Annotated in this window: 14 protein-coding genes; 8 read left to right on the top strand and 6 right to left on the bottom strand. The window is 65.8% G+C overall.

The annotated features are described in order from the left end of the window. The first annotated feature begins 18 nt into the window (after window positions 1-18). On the top strand, window positions 19-666 hold the full coding sequence (locus AC2ITM_RS09355) for an invasion associated locus B family protein (RefSeq protein ID WP_486466386.1): 648 nt from the start codon (window positions 19-21) through the stop codon (window positions 664-666). Window positions 667-747: 81 nt separating this feature from the next. Here AC2ITM_RS09355 and AC2ITM_RS09360 read toward each other — a convergent pair whose 3' ends face one another. The 4 genes from AC2ITM_RS09360 to AC2ITM_RS09375 are packed head-to-tail and all read right to left on the bottom strand — an operon-like array spanning window position 748 to window position 4,905. Further along, window positions 748-1,956 (bottom strand): beta-ketoacyl-[acyl-carrier-protein] synthase family protein, encoded by a 1,209-nt coding sequence (locus AC2ITM_RS09360; protein ID WP_486466387.1) that lies wholly within the window; start codon window positions 1,954-1,956, stop codon window positions 748-750. Then, on the bottom strand, window positions 1,953-2,216 hold the full coding sequence (locus AC2ITM_RS09365) for an acyl carrier protein (protein ID WP_486466388.1): 264 nt from the start codon (window positions 2,214-2,216) through the stop codon (window positions 1,953-1,955). The genes AC2ITM_RS09360 and AC2ITM_RS09365 overlap by 4 nt, the downstream gene beginning before the upstream one ends. 48 nt (window positions 2,217-2,264) lie before the next feature. Then, window positions 2,265-3,356 carry a UDP-3-O-(3-hydroxymyristoyl)glucosamine N-acyltransferase gene (lpxD, locus tag AC2ITM_RS09370; protein ID WP_486466389.1) on the bottom strand — a complete coding sequence of 364 codons (1,092 nt, stop codon included), beginning with the start codon at window positions 3,354-3,356 and terminating at the stop codon, window positions 2,265-2,267. A gap of 34 nt (window positions 3,357-3,390) precedes the next feature. After that, on the bottom strand, window positions 3,391-4,905 hold the full coding sequence (locus AC2ITM_RS09375) for a L,D-transpeptidase family protein (protein ID WP_486466390.1): 1,515 nt from the start codon (window positions 4,903-4,905) through the stop codon (window positions 3,391-3,393). Window positions 4,906-5,428: 523 nt separating this feature from the next. Between AC2ITM_RS09375 and mepK the strand changes: the two genes are divergently transcribed. From mepK to AC2ITM_RS09410, 7 genes are all read left to right on the top strand, one after another. Next, window positions 5,429-5,998 carry a peptidoglycan L,D-endopeptidase MepK gene (mepK, locus tag AC2ITM_RS09380; protein ID WP_486466391.1) on the top strand — a complete coding sequence of 190 codons (570 nt, stop codon included), beginning with the start codon at window positions 5,429-5,431 and terminating at the stop codon, window positions 5,996-5,998. A 291-nt stretch (window positions 5,999-6,289) separates the two neighbouring features. Beyond that, entirely contained in the window at window positions 6,290-7,474 is a 1,185-nt protein-coding gene (locus AC2ITM_RS09385) for a M24 family metallopeptidase (protein ID WP_486466392.1), read from the top strand. 3 nt (window positions 7,475-7,477) lie between these two features. Further along, complete coding sequence (gene argE / locus AC2ITM_RS09390; RefSeq protein WP_486466393.1) at window positions 7,478-8,623, top strand: acetylornithine deacetylase; 1,146 nt, start codon at window positions 7,478-7,480, stop codon at window positions 8,621-8,623. Further along, window positions 8,620-9,300 carry a GntR family transcriptional regulator gene (locus AC2ITM_RS09395; protein ID WP_486466394.1) on the top strand — a complete coding sequence of 227 codons (681 nt, stop codon included), beginning with the start codon at window positions 8,620-8,622 and terminating at the stop codon, window positions 9,298-9,300. The genes argE and AC2ITM_RS09395 overlap by 4 nt, the downstream gene beginning before the upstream one ends. Window positions 9,301-9,356: 56 nt before the next feature. Next, on the top strand, window positions 9,357-10,346 hold the full coding sequence (locus AC2ITM_RS09400) for a Hint domain-containing protein (protein ID WP_486466395.1): 990 nt from the start codon (window positions 9,357-9,359) through the stop codon (window positions 10,344-10,346). A 184-nt stretch (window positions 10,347-10,530) separates the two neighbouring features. Continuing rightward, the gene (locus tag AC2ITM_RS09405; RefSeq protein ID WP_486466396.1) at window positions 10,531-11,766 is read left to right on the top strand and encodes an aromatic ring-hydroxylating oxygenase subunit alpha; all 1,236 of its coding nucleotides are present in this window, start codon (window positions 10,531-10,533) and stop codon (window positions 11,764-11,766) included. After that, window positions 11,763-12,836: an FAD-binding oxidoreductase gene (locus AC2ITM_RS09410; protein ID WP_486466397.1), complete on the top strand. Its 1,074-nt coding sequence runs from the start codon at window positions 11,763-11,765 to the stop codon at window positions 12,834-12,836. The genes AC2ITM_RS09405 and AC2ITM_RS09410 overlap by 4 nt, the downstream gene beginning before the upstream one ends. Window positions 12,837-12,903: 67 nt before the next feature. Here AC2ITM_RS09410 and AC2ITM_RS09415 read toward each other — a convergent pair whose 3' ends face one another. Both AC2ITM_RS09415 and AC2ITM_RS09420 read right to left on the bottom strand, forming a co-directional pair. Then, window positions 12,904-13,698 (bottom strand): inositol monophosphatase family protein, encoded by a 795-nt coding sequence (locus AC2ITM_RS09415; protein WP_486466398.1) that lies wholly within the window; start codon window positions 13,696-13,698, stop codon window positions 12,904-12,906. A 37-nt stretch (window positions 13,699-13,735) separates the two neighbouring features. Then, a complete protein-coding gene (locus AC2ITM_RS09420; protein WP_486466399.1) occupies window positions 13,736-15,031 on the bottom strand; it encodes an ATP-binding protein in 1,296 nt (431 codons plus the stop codon). Between the last annotated feature and the right edge of the window lie 34 nt (window positions 15,032-15,065).

The raw sequence follows: 15,065 nt of genomic DNA on the forward strand, positions 1-15,065 counted from the left end.
CAGGGAACCAGAAACGGAATGTTCATGTCTATTGTCTCGAAAACCGCTGCAGCCTTTGCCGTGATCGCGTTGATGGCCGGGGCAGCCTCGGCGCAGGACGCGGCCTCGGGCACTGCGGCCACGGATACGTCGACCGCCGGCAGCCAGGCCACCGCACCCGCGAAGCCCGACCTGTCGATGGGAGAGGATCCCAACAAGGATCCCCAGGTCGGCCAGCAATACACCAAGACCACCGAAGGCGACTGGACCATCCAGTGCGTCAAGGCCGACAAGGGCAAGGACCCCTGCCACATGGTCCAGGTGCTGAAGGGCGAGGAAGGCAACTCGGTCGCGGAAGTGACCCTGTTCCGCGTGCCCGCGGGCAATGGCCCCGCCGTCGCCGGTGCCAATATCATCGTGCCGCTGGAAACCTTGCTGCCGGCCGGCGTTCTGATGAACATCGATGGCTCGGCCGACAAGAAGTACCCCTTCGCCGTCTGCACCCAGGTGGGCTGCATCGCCCGCGTCGGCCTGACCCAGGACGAGCTGGCCGCGCTGAAGAAAGGCAAGATCGCCAACGTCACCATCCGGCCGTTCTCGCGTCCTGATGTCACCGTGCCGCTGAAAATGTCGCTGTCGGGCTTTACCGCCGCCTTTGACGCCACCACGATCGAAGCCGGCAACTGATCCCCCGATCCGTCGCCGGACATGCGAACGCCGCGCCTTTCGGGGCGCGGCGTTTTCATTCCGAAGGCTGGAGGATCAGGATCAGACCCGGCGCAGCGCCAGCACCGCGTTCAGCCCGCCGAAGGCAAAGGCGTTCGACAGGGCATATTCCACCTTCGCCTCGCGCGCAGCATTCGGCACCACGTCGAGGGCGCATTCGGGATCGGGTTCCTCGTAGCCGATGGTCGGCGCGATCACCCCGTCGCGCAGCGCCATGATGCAGGCCAGCAGCTCGACCGCGCCGGTGGCGCCGATCAGGTGGCCGTGCATCGACTTGGTCGAGGAGATCATCACCGTATCGGCATGGGGTCCGAAGACATCCGCCACCGCGGCGCTTTCGGTCTTGTCATTGGCGCTGGTGCCGGTGCCATGGGCGTTGATGTAGCCGATCTGCTCCGGGGTGATCCCGGCAAAGCGCATCGCCCCCATGATCGCCCGCGCGGCGCCCTGCTTTGAGGGCATCACGATGTCGGACGCATCCGAGGTCAGCGCATAGCCTACCACCTCGGCCAGGATTTCCGCGCCCCGGGCACGGGCGTGCTCGTATTCCTCGAAGACGAAGATGCCGGCGCCCTCGCCCTGGACCATGCCGTTGCGATTGGCACTGAACGGGCGGCAGGCGGTCTTGGACATGACGCGCATGCCTTCCCAGGCCTTCACGCCGCCAAAGCACAGCATGGATTCAGAGCCCCCGGTGATCATCACCGGCGTCATGCCGCAATGCACCATCTGGAAGGCCTGGGCCATCGCATGGTTCGAACTGGCACAGGCCGAGGACACCGTGAAGGTCGGCCCCTTCAGGTTGAATTCCATCGACACATGCGACGCGGCCGCGTTGTTCATCAGCTTCGGCACGACGAAGGGGTGAACGCGGTTCTTTCCCTCTTCGTAGACCGAGCGGTAATTGTCGTCGATGGTGGTCATGCCACCGCCGGAATTGCCAAGGATCGCACCGGTCTTGTGGGCCAGCTCTCCGGCGAAGGTCAGGCCGGACTGGGCAATGGCCTCGCGGGCGGCGACCAGGGCGAACTGGGTGAACCGGTCGTAAAGCGCCATCTGCTGACGGTTGAACAGACCCTCGGAAGAGAAGCCCTTGACCTGCGCGCCGATGGTCACCGACAGGCGTTCGGAATCCCGCACGTCCAGTTCGGCAATGCCGCAGCGGCCTTCGCGGAAGGCCTGCAGCGTTTCGGCAACGTTATGACCCAGGGCGTTGATCGTGCCCGCCCCGGTAATGACAACGCGCTTCACGAATTCTGTTCCGCGACCAGTTTCTCGACCCCGGCGACGATCGAGGCGACATCGGTGATGTCGAAATCGCTGGCGTCGGGTTCGTTGGCGTTGAAGGGCACGTTGATGTCGAAGGCTTCCTCGATGGCGAAGATGCTTTCGACCAGGCCAAGGCTGTCGATCCCCAGATCGTCCAGCGTGCTTTCCATGGACACGTCGGATGGCTCGAGAACCGCCTGCTCGGCGATGATCGCGATCACCTTATCCCTGACCTCAGACATGCATCGTCCCCTTCTGATACGCGCCCGCTTCCCCGGACTGGTGCCGATTTAGTCGTTCTTCTCCGACTTGAAAACCGCTTTCTGTAGCTCTGCCACCTGCTTGAACAGCCGTGGCAGGCGGCGTGTCAGCTTGTAGGTTTCGATATGCGTGTCCATCTTGACGGCCGGATAGCCCAGCATGACACGCCCCGCAGGCACGGATGTCATCACCGCCGTGCCGCCGCCGCAGACCACGCCGTCGCCGATGGTGATATTGTCCGACAGGCCGACCCGGCCACCGAACACCACGTTGTTACCGATCGTGGTCGATCCGGCGATGCCGACAAAGGCCGCGAACAGGCAGTCATGACCGATGACGACGTTGTGGCCCACATGCCCCAGGTTGTCGATCTTGGTGCCGCTGCCCACGCGGGTCGGCCGGATGGTCCCGGCATCAACGCAGGTCTGCACGCCCAGTTCAACGTCATCCCCCAGCACCACGGCGCCCAGGGAATGGATGCGCACCCAGGACTGCGGCCGCAGTTCGACCTGACCGCCCAGCGTCGAGCGCACCTGTTCGACGCTGCCGGCCTCGGGGGTGACAAAGCTGAAGCCGTCGCTGCCAACGACACAGTTCTGATGGCCGATGAAACGATCACCGATGGTCACGCGCGGACCGATCCGCACGCCCACATGCAAAAGCGCATCGCGCCCGATCACGCTGTCGGGCCCGACAAAGACCTGCGGCCCCAGAAGCGAGCCCGCGCCGATCTTCGCCCCCGCCGAGATGATCGAGAACGGGCCGATGCTGACGCCCTCGCCGATCTCGGCCGTGGGGTCGATCAGGGCGGAAGGATGGATGCCGGTCGGATAGCCATGGCCGCGGTCGTATATCCGCGTCAGCCCGGCCAGCGCCATGCGCGGACGCGGCGCGACGATGGCGGCCTTCAGCCCCATCGCCTGCCAGTCGGCCCCCTGCCACAGCATCGCGGCCCGCGCCCGGCCCTTGGGCAGGGCCTCGGCGAATTCGGGCTTCATCGCCAGCGCCAGATCGTCGGGGCCCGCATCGGCGGGCTCCTTCAGGCTGTCGATCAGGATCGAGCCATCCCCCAGGACCTCGGCGCCAAGCGCCTGGGCGATCTCGCTGATTGCATGTGCCATACCGGACCCCGTTCCTTGAAAGTTCGGGGAAGTCTTAACTGCGAACCGGAGACAGGGCTACCCCTTCCGCCGCGAGCGCCTGCCAGATCTTGGCATCGCGCCCATAGACATCCGAGCGATAGTGCATCCGGCCATAGCCATCCGCAAAGGCGGTGCGGTAGACCAGATGCACCTGGATCGGCTGCTTCAGGTTGACCTGCACCTGCTTGCCGGTGGCCAGCTTCTCCTGGAAGTAGGTTTCCGGATCCGAGACCTGACGGGCCAGCAGCGTATAGGCAAAATCGAAGGGCTGCTGCAGCCGGATGCACCCGTGCGAGGCCGCGCGCATGTCGCGCCCGAACAGCGATTTCGACGGCGTATCATGCAGATAGATGTTGTTCGGGTTGGGGAACATGAACTTCACCAGGCCAAGCGCGTTGCGCTCGGACGGGGGTTCGCGCAGGTCGTAGGGGAAGTTCTGCGCATTGTACTGCGCAAAGTTCACCGAGCCCCGCGGCACCACCTGCCCGCGGCTGTCGATCAGCTCCAGCTGGCTGGCGGCGGCGGGGTTCTGCTGCATCTGCGGCAGATATTCGTTCACCACGATCGAGCGCGGCACGTTCCAGCTGGGGTTGATGGACATGTATTCCATCACATCCGAGAACTCGGGGCTCTGGTGGCTTTCCTCGCGAGCACCGACCACGGCGCGGGTCTCGAAGGTGACAGTGCCGTCATCGACGATCTCGGCACTGAAATCGGCCAGGTTCACCCAGATGTGGCGCTTGCCCAGCGGGCGGTTGATCCAGCGTTCGCGCTCCATGGCGACGATGACGGATTTCAGGTTGTCCTCGGCCGAGCGATTGATCAGCGCCATGGTCGCAGGCCCTGCCACGCCGTCCTCGGTCAGCCCGGCATCATGCTGGAACGCCTTCACCGCGGCGATCAGCGAGCCGTCATAGACCGTCGACAGCGACCCGCTGTCATAGCCCAGCACCGACAGGCGGTTGCGCAGCGCGCCGACGTCGGCACCCGAATAGTTGGGCTTGAGCACGTTGGCGCCGACCTTGGGGCCATAGCCGCCGGCCTCGATCACCTGTTGCAGCTGCATCCGCGCCTTCATCAGGCTGGCATATTGCGTGCTCTGCGGCGGCAGTGAATGCACGTAGCGGATCGGATCCGGGCCCTGGATCTGATCCAGGTACTGGGAATAGTCGCGCAGCGGCACCTTGCGCAGGATTTCGGGCACCACGTTGCTGGGTGTCAGAATGCCGGTCTGCAGATCCTTGGCGAGGGTGATGAAGGCCACGCTCAGCTGCACGTCAAGGCGGCCGCGGTCTTCGCCAGTCTGGGCGGCGCCCATCTGGTTGACCAGCTGCTGCACCGTGTAGACTGACGCGGGCAGGCCGTTCTGCGGCATCATCCGCACCGCCTCCAGCAGCGCGCTGCGGCGGTCGTCATAGGCCGCGCCCGAACCGGTCCAGATCGGGGCGAAATCGCGCGAGCGGTAGTAATCCGCAATGCGGCTGTCGGCATTGGCCAGGGCCGAAGCGACCCCCTGACGGAAGGACATGCCCTGCAGATCCGACGCCGCGGGCGGCGGCAAGGTCGATTCCTGAGCAGATGCTGACAAACAGGGCATACCAAGGCCCACGGCGGCCGCCAGCAACCCGGCGCGGGCGGGCCGCAGGGCGCTCTTGAGAGACGACATCGGGGTCCAGAGATCCATAAGGGGCTCCTTACAAACGGGATTCGGCGCAAAGGCGTCGGGGAGGCGCGCCGCGGAATGCAGTTTTTCGGATGGCGCGTCCGGCGTCTACCCGAAAAACTAGCCCGCGCAAGATCCTTTCAACCCGTTGCGGCAGGGTTGCTGTCCGACGGGTCATGAGCGGATTAACGATGAAATGCCTGCAAACGCTGCGCGAGATCTTGCCGGTTTTGCCGCATCCCCGGCCTGCCGGAAAATGGCTGGTTTGCGAAATTTTACCCCTGTGCCATAAACCACGCATACTTGGGGATGAAGAGGGCACGTCCGGCCACCGGTCGCGTCCGAACAAAAAGACTACTCAGGCAGACACGACGGGACAGACAAACCGATGACAGAGCAGAAGACTGCGCGCGTTTCGCGGCGTTCGCTTCTGGGTGCGTTCATGGCAACAGCCGTGGTCGCCGCACCCACCTATTCCAATGCGGCCGGACTGCTGCGGGGCAGCGGCGATATCCGGCGCGTTAAAATGTACTCCTCCCGGACGGGCGAGAAGATCGACATGATCTACTGGGTGGATGGGCAATACATCAAGGACGCGCTGACCGAGATTTCCGGCTTCATGCGCGACTGGCGGCAGAACGAGGTCAAGTCGATCGATCCGCGCACCATCGACATCATTGCCGCGACGCACAAGCTGCTCGATGTGAACGAACCCTACATGCTTCTGTCCGGGTATCGCACGCCGAAGACCAATGCGATGCTGCGGTCGCGCTCCAGCGGCGTTGCCAAGCATTCGCTGCATATCCAGGCGCAGGCCGCCGATCTGCGACTGTCGTCGCGCTCGGTCAGCCAGATCGCGCGGGCGGCCAGCAGCTGCCACGCCGGTGGCGTCGGTCGGTATTCGCATTCCGATTTCGTCCATATGGATTGCGGCCCGATCCGCAGCTGGGGCGCCTGAGGCCCGGCCCTTCGGCCGCGCGGCCCGCACCCGACGATCCCTTTCAAGGACCCGCACCCTCAGGGCGCGGGTCTTTTGCTGCCTGCGGTTCGGGCAGACTCCCGGCAAAACGGCACAACGGCCCTGCCCGGGCATCCCGGCAATTGACGCCCCACCCGGCGCCTTCGAAAGATGTGCACAACAGGGCGGAAACGGGGATCGAATCGCGATCAACAGGCCGTATTTCCGGCGCAAATGGACGCTCCCCTGATCAATCCGATTGCGATGTACACAAACAGGGAGATTCCGCGCATGTCCGTCAGCAAGGCCCCCTTCCCGGCCGCCGAATACCAGCGGCGGATCCGGCTGACCCGGCAGGCCATGGCCAAGGCCGGGATCGAGGTGCTGTTCGTCACCAACCCCTCGAACCAGTTCTGGCTGACCGGCTATGACGGCTGGTCCTTCTACGTCCATCAGGGGGTCATCCTGCCGCAGGAGGGCGATCCGATCTGGTGGGGCCGGCTGCAGGATGCCAATGGCGCCCGGCGCACCGTCTGGATGGCCGAGGACCACATCCTGTCCTATCCCGACCGCTACATCCAGGCCCCCGACATCCATCCGATGCAGGATCTGGCAGAACATCTGCAGGCCTTGGGCCATGGCCAGGCCCGCATCGGCGTCGAGATGGAGACCTATTTCTACACCGCCCGCGCCCATGCCATGCTGGCCGCAAGCCTGCCCGGGGCGACGCTGGTCGATGCCTCGACGCTGGTGAACTGGCAGCGGCTGATCAAATCCCCCGAAGAAATCGCCTTCATGCGCCGCGCCGCCCGGATCTCGGAGCTGGTGATCCGCCGCGCGATCGAAATTGCCGAGCCCGGCCTGCGCAAGCACGATCTGGTGGGGGAACTGTTCAAGACCGCAGTCCAGGGCGAGGCCGACAGCTGGGGCGACTATCCCGCCATCGTGCCGCTGCTGCCCTCGGGCGAGGATGCCAGCGCCCCGCATCTGACCTGGAACGGCGAGGCGCTGAAATCCGGCGAATGCACCTTCATCGAACAGTCGGGCTGCTACCGGCGCTATCATGCGCCGCTCTGCCGCTCGATCTTCTTTGGCAAGCCGCCACAGTTCATGTCGGATGCCTCCGAGGCGCTGACCGAGGGGCTGAATGCCGGGATCGAGGCCGCCCGCGCCGGCAGCCGCGCCTGCGACATCGCCAATGCGCTGGATGCCGCGCTGCGCAAGGTCGGGATCGAGCGTCCGAACCGCGCGGGCTATGCGGTGGGCCTGTCCTATCCGCCCGACTGGGGCGAGCATACCGTGTCGATCCGCGCCTCGGACCAGACGGTGCTGCAACCGGGGATGACCTTCCACTTCATGCCAGGCCTTTGGATGCAGGACTGGGGGCTGGAGACGACCGAGACCATCCTGATCCGAGAAAATGGCGCAGCGGAAACGCTTTGCAACGTGGAACGAAAGCTTTTCGTGAAGGACTGAGCGATGGATCTGAGCCTTGCCAAGCAGCATCTCGACCGGCTGGTCTCCTGTCCCAGCATCTCTGCCGACAGCAATCTGGACATCATCGCCTATTGTGCCGACATCCTGACGGCCGCCGGCGCCCGGGTCGAGGTGCTGCGCGACGACACCGGGCTGAAGGCCAACCTTTGGGCCACCCTGGGCCCGGATGCGCCGGGCGGGCTGGTGCTGTCGGGCCATACGGATGTGGTGCCGGTGGCGGATCAGCCCTGGTCCGGCGATCCCTTCCGCCTGCGCGAGGCCCATGGGCGGCTGTACGGGCGTGGCACCTGCGACATGAAGGGCTTTATCGCGCTGTGCCTGGCCACAGCACCCCGCCTGGCACAGGCCGCCCGCGACACCCCGATCCATTTCGCCTTCACCCATGACGAGGAAACCGGCTGCCTGGGCGCCAGGCGGCTGGTCGAGGCGCTTGCCACCCGGCCGCATCGCCCGGGGCTGGCGCTGATCGGGGAACCGACGCGGATGCAGGTGATCGAGGGCCACAAGGGCTGCTGCGAATATACCGTCTGTTTCACCGGCGCCGAGGGGCACGGGTCCGCCCCTGACCGGGGCATCAACGCGGTGGAACTGGCGGTGCGCTACGCCACCCGCCTGCTGGACCTGCGCGCCGACCTCGTGCCCCGCGCCCCCGGCAACAGCCCCTTCGATCCCCCCCATACAACGATCAACATCGGGGCCCTGCAGGGCGGCAGCACCCATAACGTGATCCCCGGCCGCGCCACGCTGAAATGGGAAATGCGCCCTGTCACCCCCGAGGATCATCTTTACGTCCTGGATGAGGTAACACGCCTAACCCGATTTCTTCAAAATGAAATCCCAGGGTCTACCATAGACACGACCGTCATCGGAGAGGTCGTCGGCCTGACCCCCGAACCCGTCAACCGCCTGCGCGATCTGGTGCAGCGGCTGACCGGGTCCGGTCCGGCCTGCGTTCCCTTCGGCACCGAGGCCGGGCTGTTCCAGGGCCTCGGGCTGCAGGCCATCGTCTGCGGCCCCGGCGACATCGCCCAGGCACACAAGCCCGACGAATACCTGGACCTGGATCAGTTGGCGGCAGGCCAGGACCTGCTGCTGCGCCTGGCCGACAGCCTGGCGGCCCACCCGTGAGCAGCGAACCCACGGCCCGCACCCGCGCCGAAGCCCTGGAGGAGGAACTGCGCGACCGCATCTGCCTGCTCGACTACCCTCCGGGCATGCGGCTGTCGGAAACCGAGCTGGCCGAGGAATTCGGCATCTCCCGGACGCCGCTGCGCCGGGTGCTGGCGCGGCTGGAGGTGGCCGGGCTGGTGGTCTCGGTCCACGGGGTCGGCACCTTCGTGACCGACCTGCGCGACGAGGAACTGGACCAGATCTATCGCCTGCGGCTGGAACTGGCGCAGCTGGCCGGTCAGCTGGAACCGGTCCCCCCCACGGCCGCGCAGATCGCGGGCTTTTGCGCCCTGACGCGGCGCACCCGCGCCCTCGACCCGCAGGACGCCGGCACGCCGCGTGCCTTCGCCCGGCTGATCCTGGATTACATTCTGGCCCAGAAGGCGCTTTCTGCGAATGTGCCGCTGACGGAATTCGCCACCCGGCTTTATGTCCAGACGGCGCGGATCTGGCTGCATTCCCTGCAGGCCTCGGCGCTGGACCGGGCCGAGGAGATCCGCCTGTTCGCCGACGAGGTCGAGGCCGTGACCCGCGCGCTGCAGGCCGGTGACCTGCAGGCCGCCGCGCTGCTGCACCGGGCGCATGTGTCGATGTCCTGGCACCGGATCCGCCAGCGCCGGCCGATCAGCCGTTAAGACAGTGGAAATCAACCTGTGGCAGCCTCGCGGTTCAGCGGCGGGGCCAGGTCCGGATGACACAATATTCCCTCAACATCTTCGAACTGTCGGGATTGTCGACCACGTCCTATACGTTCGACGACAATGGGGGCTACCAGTTCAACCTGGGCAGCGACACGGTGACGATCAATTCAGGCGTCACCTCGCAAACAGCCCTGATCGAGGATGCCGACGGCTATTTCGACGATGACCAGACACAGACGCTGGTCAACGACCTGGTGCTGGACGGCAGCACCCACAGCGCCGGAACCGAGATCGAGGCCGAATACGTGATCCGCGTTCAGGATGGCGACGGCAACAATTACTATCTGCAGATCGTCTCGCTCGATAATGATGCCTGGGCGGCGCATGGCTTTACCGTCCTGGGCACCATGCCGCCCTGGGATACCCCGCTGACGGTGGTCGAAACCTATGACAATATCCAGGGGGTCTGGCCCTATGCCACGACCCTGCCCGCCTGTTTCGCCGCCGACACCCTGATCGCCACGGATCGCGGCCCCGTACCGGCGCGGCAGTTGCGTGTCGGAGACAGGCTGGTGCGCGCCGGAGGCGGCACCGCAGACCTGCAGATGATCCTGCGCCGACGCCATGTGCTGGACGGCAGCCTGGAGCAGGCGCCGGTCCGCCTGCAGCCGGGAACCCTGACACCCCAGATGCCCGGCCGGGCGTTGCTGCTGTCGCCGCAGCACCGCGTCTTCGTGCCACGCCTGGCCGCGCTGGTGCCCGCCCGGGCCCTGACCGTGCTGCCGAAGATCGGCAGCCAGCGCCAGCTGCGCCGGATCGACTACGTGCACCTGGTCTGCCCCCGTCACGAGTTGATCGAGGCCGAGGGCGTGATCTGCGAAAGTTTCTGGCCCGGCCCCCAGGCCATGGCCTCGCTGCGGATGTCGGATCGCATCCGGGTGCGCGCATTGATGGGGCCTGCCCCCGATCCTGCCGCCCCGATGCTGCGCCGCCGCCCGGCCGAGGCCGCGCTGCGCGCCGACCATCTGCTGCCGGGCTGACACCGCCAGACGAAATCGCCTCGGGCCGATTTCCCCCCCGGATGTGTCGCAAACAGAAATCCCGTTTCCGATCGGCCGCGTAATCTGGGGCCATCCGCCGGATCCCCCTCCGGCGCTCCCACCTGTTCCCGGGGCGCCAAGCCCCACCCTCATCCGGGATACCCCGTCGCCAAGGAGACCGGCCATGGACGCCCAGGCCAAGACGCGCATTCTGCTGGACCGCCGCAAGCCGGCCCATGCCCTCGAGCAGCCCTTCTACACCGATCCCGACATCTTCGCCCTGGACATGGACACGATCTTCCATCGGGAATGGCTGTTCGTGACCCCTGCCTGCGCCCTGCCCAAGGCGGGCGCCTATGTCACCTATCAGCTGGGCGTCTACCGCGTGATCATCGTGCGCGGCGCCGACGGCCAGATCCGCGCCTTCCACAACACCTGCCGTCACCGCGGCTCTGTGATTTGCAAAGGGGCCAAGGGTCAGGTTGCAAAGCTGGTCTGCCCCTATCACCAATGGACCTACGAACTGGACGGCCGTCTGCTGTGGGCCCGCGACATGGGGCCCGAATTCGACCCCTCGAAGCATGGGCTGAAAACCGTGCACTGCCGCGTCCTGTCGGGCCTGGTCTATATCTGCCTGGCGGACGAAGCCCCCGATTTCGACGCCTTTGCAAATCTCGCCCAGCCCTATCTGGACGTGCATGACCTGGGCGAGGCCAAGATCGCCTTCCAGTCCACCATCATCGAGAAGGGCAACTGGAAGCTGGTCTGGGAAAACAACCGCGAATGCTATCACTGCGGTGGCAACCACCCCTCGCTGTGCCGCACCTACCCCGAGGACCCTTCCGTCACCTTCATCCCCGCCACCGGGGAAATCCCGCCGAAGCTGAAGACGCATTTCGACCGGCTGGAAGCCGCCAACACCCCCTCGACCTACCGCATCGACCCGGCCGGCCAATACCGCCTGGCGCGGATGCCGCTGCTGGACGGCGCCGAAAGCTACACGATGAACGGCAAGATCGCGGTCAGCAAGCGGCTGGGCCGGGTGCCCTTCCTGGATGCCGGCACGCTGCTGAAGTTCCACTATCCGACCACCTGGAACCACTTCCTGCCCGACCATTCGATCACCTTCCGTGTGACCCCCATCAGCCCGACCGAGACCGAGGTCCAGACCACCTGGCTGGTCCACAAGGATGCCGTCGAAGGCCGCGATTACGACATCAAGAACCTGACCCAGGTCTGGGAAGAAACCAACGACGAGGACCGCCGCGTGGTCGAGGACAACCAGCAGGGCATCCTGTCGCCCGCCTATGAACCCGGCCCCTATTCCGAGCTGCAGGAGGCCGGCGTGATCGGCTTTGTCGACTGGTATGCGCAAACCCTGTCGGACCGGCTAACCCCCACGCGGATGGCGGCGGAATGACCCCGACGCTCTCGCATCCGCTGCGCGTCTGGGACGGGACCGAGGAACTGGAATGCGTCTCGGTCATCCCCGAGGCGCCCAATGTCGCCAGCTTCTGCTTCCAGGCGCCTTCGGGCGCGCTGTTCTCCTACAAGCCCGGCCAGTTCGTCACCCTCGAACTGCCGGTGCCAGGCGGGCCGCTCTACCGGACCTACACGATCTCGTCCTCGCCCTCGCGGCCGATGTCGATCACCGTGACCGTCAAGGCGCAGGATGGCAGCCTGGGCACCCGCTGGATGCTGGACCAGCTGCGGCCCGGAATGCGACTGAAGGCCACGGCGCCCGGCGGCCATTTCACCAACCACGAGATGTTCGGGAAGAAATACCTGTTCATCTCGGCCGGCTCGGGCATCACGCCGATGATGTCGATGACGACCTGGATGTTCGACCAGGGCCGCCCCGCCGACATCGTCTTCGTCAACTGCGCCAAGCGCCCTTCCGAGATCATTTTCCGCGAGCGGCTGGAGCATATGGCGGCCCGTGTCCCGGGGATCGACCTGAAATGGGTCGTCGAGGGCACCGATCCGTTCTCGCCCTGGACCGGTTACCAGGGGTTCTTCAACCAGCTGATGCTGGGCCTGATGGCGCCCGACTACCTGGAGCGCGAGGTCTTCTGCTGCGGTCCCGAACCCTTCATGCAGGCCGTCCGCGACGCGCTGCAGGGTCTGGGCTTCGACATGGATCATTACCACCAGGAGAGCTTTGGCGCCCCCACGCCCGAACAGGCCGAGGACTGGACCGAGGACGATACCGTTCCCGAAGCCGATGCCACGGCCGAGGTCACCTTCGCGGTCTCGGGCGTCACCCACAGCTGCAAGGAAACCGACACGGTTCTGGCGGCGGCGCGGGCTGCGGGTCTGAACATCCCCTCGGGCTGCACCTTCGGGGTCTGCGGCACCTGCAAGATCAAGAAGGCCTCGGGTCAGGTCCACATGGTCCACAATGGCGGCATCACCGATGACGACATTGCCGAAGGCTACATCCTGGCCTGCTGCTCGCATCCGATCGGCAAGGTCGAGGTCGAGGTCTGATCCCCCCGGGGGCGGCGCTGCCGCCCCTTGATGCTTTGGATTAGGATCGCCACTCAAGCACCTGAAATCAAAAGATCCTGTGGCATTTCGAAAGCAGGGTTTCCCGCAGCCCCGGGGCGCCTGCGCAGGTGGCGAAAGGCTGCTGCGGCTGCGTGGGATCGGCATTGGTGACGATCCAGCCACCGGCACCCTCGATCACGGCCGTGGCGCCTGCAACATCCCACAGGTACATGTTGGCCTCCAGGTAGCCGTGGTAGCGACCTGCCGCCACATAGGCCAGCGCCAGCGCCCCTGCGCCCGGCATCCGAGGCCGGAACCCTTCGGCCATCAGCTCGGCCAGGGTGTCGAAGGTCAGCGCCACGGGGCGTTTCGACACCACGCCAAAGCCCAGCACCCGGCGCCCCTCGACCGGCGCGGCGGCAAGGTCGATCCTGACCCCATCCAGCCAGGCCCCCTGACCGGGCAGACCGGTGAACATCTCGTCCAGGTTCGGATCATAGACCAGCCCCAGCACCACCCGGCCGCGATACATCAGCCCGATCGAGATGCACCAGAACGGGATACCGGCGGCAAAGTTGCCGGTGCCGTCGATCGGGTCGATCACCCAGGTCCAGTCGGCCATCTGGCCGCCCGCTTCCTCGCCCAGAACGGCATGATCGGGGAAGCGTTCCAGCAGGGCGCGACGCAGGTAATCCTCGACCAGCCCGTCATAGAGCGTCACCACATCCCCCGGACCCTTCAGGCGAACCTGCCGGTCGGCCTCGGTCGCGGTGAAACCGGGCATGGCAATGGCTGCAGCATCGCGGGCAAGCGTTTCGGCCAGGGCCAGCCATTCGGCCAGCGGAGCCTGTTCTGGAGTCATGATCTTTTGCCTGTCTTCAATGGGATGGGATGTCATCTTAACGTGCGATCACAATATCGGCCCGCAGGCCACCCAAGGTGTCGCTGTCGCCAAGCCGCAGCACCCCGCCATGGGCGCGGGCAATGTCGGTGGCAATCGACAGACCCAGACCCACGCCCGGGCCGCGGTTCTGGTTGCGGGCGGCCTCCAGGCGGGTGAAGGGGCGCGTCGCCTCCTCGCGGCGCTCGGCCGGGATGCCGGGGCCGTCGTCCTCGATGCGGATGCGCAGGGATTTCGCCGACAGATCGACCGAGACCTCGGCCCGGGTGCCATAGCGCACCGCATTGCCCACCAGGTTCTCGACCGCGCGGCGGATGGCGATGGGGCGCAGCGGCAGCGTGCCCGTGCCCTCGGCATGGATCAGCGTCACGTCGCGCCCCGCGCGCTGCGAATCCGCCACGATGGTGCGCACCAGCGCGATCGGGTCGACATCCTGCGCGACCTCCTCTCCGGTGCCGCGGGCGAAGGACAGGAATTCGTCCAGCATCCCCTGCATGTCGTCGATATCCTGCTCCAGCGCGGCGCGCTCGGGGCCGTCGAGCATCGCGACCTCCAGCCGCATCCGCGTCAGCGGCGTGCGCAGGTCGTGGCTGACCCCCGACAGCATCAGGGTGCGCTGCTCGATATGGCGCTCGATCCGGGTGCGCATGTCAAGAAACGCATTGCCGGCGGCGCGCACCTCGACGGCGCCACCGGCGCGGTAAGGAATGTGGCGGCCGCGCCCGAAGGCCTCGGCGGCTTCGGCCAGCCGGGTGATCGGACGCAGCTGGTTGCGCAGGTAGAGGAAGGCGATGACCGTCATCAGCGCACTGAAGAAGACCATGTTGACCAGCAGCTGATGCGGATTGGAGGCCGACACCCGCCGCCGGTCAAAGCTGAGCTGCAGCGCCCGGTCGCCCCGATGCACATAGACATGGACGGTGTAATCATCCGGCAGCTCGACTTCCTGGACGCCGGGGACCGTTTCGCGCAGGGTGCGGATGACGACGCGGCCGGACAGATCGTACCAGCGCAGCCGGTCGCCCGCGGGCACCGCATCCGCCGCCACGGGCTTCAGCGTGATCTGCAGCGCCCGGGCGATCCGCGGCCCGTCGCCGCCATCAGGTTCCTGTAGCACCAGCCCTAGATCGTAGCTGACGGAACGTGTCATCTGCACGGTCACATCTTCGAAATGTCGCTGGATAAACACCACCGACACTACAAGTTGAAGCGTGACCACCGGCAACACCAGGATCAGCGCGGCACGTCCATACAACCCGTGCGGTACATAACGTTTGAGCCATTCGAAAGACATGCGCTACCCTAAGCCGGTCGCAGGACGGAGAAAA

This window comes from Pseudooceanicola sp. NS-SX9, assembly GCF_057380705.1.

What these genes read in the sequence shown, in the direction of transcription:
- AC2ITM_RS09415 (WP_486466398.1), bottom strand. Translation starts at nt 13,698, where the DNA reads ATGACTCCAGAACAGGCTCCGCTGGCCGAATGGCTGGCCCTGGCCGAA.
- AC2ITM_RS09385 (WP_486466392.1), top strand. Translation starts at nt 6,290, where the DNA reads ATGTCCGTCAGCAAGGCCCCCTTCCCGGCCGCCGAATACCAGCGGCGG.
- AC2ITM_RS09365 (WP_486466388.1), bottom strand. Translation starts at nt 2,216, where the DNA reads ATGTCTGAGGTCAGGGATAAGGTGATCGCGATCATCGCCGAGCAGGCG.
- lpxD (WP_486466389.1), bottom strand. Translation starts at nt 3,356, where the DNA reads ATGGCACATGCAATCAGCGAGATCGCCCAGGCGCTTGGCGCCGAGGTC.
- AC2ITM_RS09420 (WP_486466399.1), bottom strand. Translation starts at nt 15,031, where the DNA reads ATGTCTTTCGAATGGCTCAAACGTTATGTACCGCACGGGTTGTATGGA.
- AC2ITM_RS09400 (WP_486466395.1), top strand. Translation starts at nt 9,357, where the DNA reads ATGACACAATATTCCCTCAACATCTTCGAACTGTCGGGATTGTCGACC.
- AC2ITM_RS09355 (WP_486466386.1), top strand. Translation starts at nt 19, where the DNA reads ATGTTCATGTCTATTGTCTCGAAAACCGCTGCAGCCTTTGCCGTGATC.
- AC2ITM_RS09375 (WP_486466390.1), bottom strand. Translation starts at nt 4,905, where the DNA reads ATGTCCTTCCGTCAGGGGGTCGCTTCGGCCCTGGCCAATGCCGACAGC.
- argE (WP_486466393.1), top strand. Translation starts at nt 7,478, where the DNA reads ATGGATCTGAGCCTTGCCAAGCAGCATCTCGACCGGCTGGTCTCCTGT.
- AC2ITM_RS09405 (WP_486466396.1), top strand. Translation starts at nt 10,531, where the DNA reads ATGGACGCCCAGGCCAAGACGCGCATTCTGCTGGACCGCCGCAAGCCG.
- mepK (WP_486466391.1), top strand. Translation starts at nt 5,429, where the DNA reads ATGACAGAGCAGAAGACTGCGCGCGTTTCGCGGCGTTCGCTTCTGGGT.
- AC2ITM_RS09410 (WP_486466397.1), top strand. Translation starts at nt 11,763, where the DNA reads ATGACCCCGACGCTCTCGCATCCGCTGCGCGTCTGGGACGGGACCGAG.